This is a genomic window from Actinomycetes bacterium, from assembly GCA_036510875.1.
GTDB lineage: Bacteria > Actinomycetota > Actinomycetes > Prado026 > Prado026 > DATCDE01.
Map to the genome: position 1 here is coordinate 1 of DATCDE010000321.1, position 3,524 is coordinate 3,524.

Annotated in this window: 4 protein-coding genes; 1 reads left to right on the top strand and 3 read right to left on the bottom strand. The window is 71.4% G+C overall.

The features are described 5' to 3' along the window. Positions 1–416: 416 nt before the first annotated feature. Complete coding sequence (locus VIM19_18465) at positions 417–635, bottom strand: MoaD/ThiS family protein (protein ID HEY5186831.1); 219 nt, start codon at positions 633–635, stop codon at positions 417–419. Between the two features lie 4 nt (positions 636–639). Next, positions 640–1,980 (bottom strand): acetamidase/formamidase family protein, encoded by a 1,341-nt coding sequence (locus tag VIM19_18470; GenBank protein ID HEY5186832.1) that lies wholly within the window; start codon positions 1,978–1,980, stop codon positions 640–642. A gap of 291 nt (positions 1,981–2,271) precedes the next feature. Here VIM19_18470 and VIM19_18475 point away from each other — a divergent pair, with 291 nt between their 5' ends. After that, positions 2,272–3,057: a crotonase/enoyl-CoA hydratase family protein gene (locus VIM19_18475; protein HEY5186833.1), complete on the top strand. Its 786-nt coding sequence runs from the start codon at positions 2,272–2,274 to the stop codon at positions 3,055–3,057. Here VIM19_18475 and VIM19_18480 read toward each other — a convergent pair. Beyond that, the coding region (locus VIM19_18480) for a hypothetical protein (GenBank protein ID HEY5186834.1) at positions 3,046–3,524 on the bottom strand (479 nt) is incomplete at its 5' end. The two genes, VIM19_18475 and VIM19_18480, sit on opposite strands and share 12 nt — an antisense overlap.

Consider the following 3,524-nt stretch of genomic DNA (forward strand, 5'->3'; position numbering starts at 1 on the left):
CCCCGTCTCGCCGGCCACGGCGACCGCGGCCACTCCGGCCGCGATCCGACCCGCCCCCACCAGGAACTCGCGCCGGCCGACGCGCCGCACGTTCTCGCTGGCGACCTCTCTGGCCGCAGAGTCCGCGGGTGCTCCCCACCCGAGCACGCGGTCGAGGCGTCACCGCAGGCCTCAGCTGCCTCCCGGGCTCGGGACGCCTGGCGGCTGTCCCGCTCGGACCTGATACCAGCCACCTCGTCGATGGGGATCCCGGTGGCCGAAGACTCCGCGCAGGCGGCGTGCGCCGCCTTCAGCTGCCGGGTCAGGTGAGAGCGAGCCATCCGCCCCATGGTGCGATTCCCCTCGTCGGCGAGCTCCGATGCGGGGAACCTAGCCCTGTCCGTTAGCGGCGGACAAGAGATCTTGGCTGCGGGCTGTCAGCCGCCAGCCTGGACCGGGTAGAGCCGAACCTGGTCGCCGTCCCGAAGCGCCGCGCCACGCGTCACCGCAGCACCGTTGACCACGACGACGCAGGTGCGCGAGTCGATCCCGTGCTGGTCCAGCAGCTCGCCGGCCAGAGTTCCGTCGGCGAGCTCAGCCACTTCCTCGACCCGCCGTCCGCTGAGGGCCTCGGTGCGCATCAGGGTCACCCGCACGCGGTCACCAGCCCGGCGGCGTGCCGTACTGCGCCTCGACCAGGTGCAGGATCCCCAGCTGCTCGAGCTTCTCTCTCGGGACGAGCAGGCTCAGCTGCACGAACCCGGGCAACCGGCCGATGTCGACTGCTCCGGAGATCGTCGAACGGTTCCTGACCTCGTCGACGGTCATGCCGAACAGCTGTGCCGCTCGCGCCACCGCGTTGTCGACCGCTGCGTTGATGAACGGGCCCGAGCCGAGGACCTGCACGGGAAGAACTGGCCCTTCCAGCGTGGTGGCGTTCTCCGCCGCGATCGCCTTGCCGCGAGAGACCTCGTCCGCGCTGAACGGCCGGGCCAGGAACGGCAGGTCCTCGGCCGGCGGCAGTAGCAGCGGCCCGTCCAGCTCGAGCCCCTTGATGACCTCGACCCGCACCACGACGCGGGCACCGATGTCGGTGGTGTGCACCGCGATCTCGCCGTCGCCGATCATCGCGTGGACGTCGCCAGCGTAGATGCCCGCTCCGTCGACCTTCACGGGGACGAGGAGGATGCTGCCCTGCCGCACCGAGTCGACGTCCATGTGCACGTCGGTGCGCAGCTCCAGCTGCTCCTCGGTGACGGCGAACTCGTGCTGCGCGCCAACCAGGAACGCGCCGAAGTCCCCACAGTTGTGCGAGCTGGGCAGGTCGATCGCCGGGATCGAGCCCAGGTTGCCTGCGGAGATCCGGCAGCGGGTCATGGTGCCGACCAGGTCGGCCCGGCCGAGGACGACGATGGGGTGCTGGGTGGAGTGCTCGGTGAGCGCCACCCACTCGCGCGCGTCGTGGGCGAGCTCCTCGGCACGACCGCGCGACACGGTCACCCCGATCCCCTTGGGCTCGTCGAACACCATCGTGTAGCCCTCGACCATGTGGAAGGCCATCACCTCGCTGTGGCAGGCCTTGCACTTGACGGCGCCCTCACCGATCCCGTCCAGGTAGGTGTCCGGGTAGAGGAAGTGCCGGCCGGCGTCCCGGCAGGTCGGGCAGATGTTGGCGACGAACGGGTCGCTGATGAACCGGCCCTCGACGCCAACGTGCGTTCCCGAGGTGGTGGCTCGCGAGGTCTGCTCGAGCGTCTCGATGTGCAGCGCGACAGCGTCCCGGATGCGTGCGCCCTCCACCCGCACGGGGAGGCTGACCTCGTGGCCGCTGCGGATGGAAGGTGTGATCATGGGTCCCCAGCAGCCTGGGACGGTGAGGTACTCGATCCGTCCACCGTCCTTCACCGGGCCGAGCATCTCGGTGCTCGGCCCGACGATGTCGGTGTACCGATCGACGAGGACGTGGTCCTGGGCTTGCTGCTGCGTCAGCTGTGTGGTCACCGGAGGCCTCCTGAGGACGAGGGCGCGGGCCAGGTCGCCACGAACGCTCACCTCCGCACACGACGTCATGGCGGGGCCTGCTCCTGGCAGTCTCGACCCGCCGGTGCGGCGCGTCAACGCCAGGACCACCCCCCGCATGAAGCCCTTCCGTGCGGGTGGTCGCAACTTCCCATCCTTCATCGGACGCCGGGTCGCCGGAAGACGCCGTCGATGAAGATGCGCTTTGTGCGGCCCTGCGCGCAGAAGGGCACCTTCATGCGGGAAGGGGACGGGGCTGGGAGGATGGCCGCCATGACGCAGCGGGTGACGGTGGAGCGAGACGGGCACGTGCTCCTCATGGGGGTGAACCGGCCGGAGAAGCGCAACGCCTGGGACTTGGCCACGATCGATGAGCTGGGTGCGGCGTACGAGCTGCTGGGTCGGGACCCCGAGCTAAGGGTCGGGGTGATCTTCGGCCACGGCCCGCACTTCTCGGCCGGCCTGGACCTGGCCGAGGTGGGGGCGGCGGTCGCCTCACAGGGACCGGCCGCGCTCTCGGGCAACCACGCGTTCGACCCGTTCGGGGTCTGGCGCGAACCAGTCCCGAAGCCCGTCGTGATGGCGGTGCAGGGGATCGCGTTCACGCTGTCGATCGAGCTGGCCCTCGCGTCGGACCTCGTGGTGGCGGCGGACGACGTCCGGTTCGCCCAGCTGGAGATCGCCCGGGGCATCCTGCCGTTCGGCGGGGCGACGTTCCGGGCGACCACCCGGCTGGGCTGGGGCAACGCGATGCGGTTCCTGCTGACCGCGGAGGAGTTCGGCGCCGTCGAGGCGTTGCGGATCGGGCTGGTCCAGGAGGTCGTCCCGGCCGGTGGGGAGCTCGGCCGGGCCCGTCAGCTAGCCGGGTCTATCGCCGCGCAGGCGCCGCTCGGGGTGCAGTCGACCCTGGCGAACGCACGGGTCGGGGAGGCCGAGGGTCCGGCTGCAGCCTCGGCGCACCTGGCCGGCCTGCTCCCCGGGGTACTGGCGAGCGAGGACGCCCGCGAGGGCCTGGCCAGCTTTGTCCAGCGCCGAAGGGCCGACTTCTCAGGTCGCTGACGTGGCTGACCACGCCGCGGCCCGTTCGCTGTCGAGTCGCCGCAGCCAGCCGGTCGCCCCGATCGCCTCGTAGACAGCGCGCGCGTTCCGAAGGTGCGGCTCAGCGTCCCTGGGTCGACCCTGCCCGAGCAGCCAGCGCGCCAGGTCCTCCTCGGCCCGAGCGCTCCAACCAGCGGCACCGAAGTCGGCCAGCGCCGCCACCCCGCTCCGCAGATCCTCCTCGGCCAGGGTGGGATCGTCCCCGCGCGTCGCTTCGATCAGCCCCTGGAGGTGGCGCAGGTGCGCCCGAACCGCCGGCGACACCACGCCTGGCAACGCGCTGGTCACGGGCTTGAGCAGCCGTTCGGCCCGGGCGACGTCGCCTGCAGCCAGGGCAGCGCGCACCAGCGGAGGCCAGAAGTGCATGAAGTCGTCGTCGAGGCCGCCCGCTGCGAGCACCTGCGTCAGGGTCGCCTCGGTAGTGGCGG

What these genes read in the sequence shown, in the direction of transcription:
- VIM19_18475 (HEY5186833.1), top strand. Translation starts at nt 2,272, where the DNA reads ATGACGCAGCGGGTGACGGTGGAGCGAGACGGGCACGTGCTCCTCATG.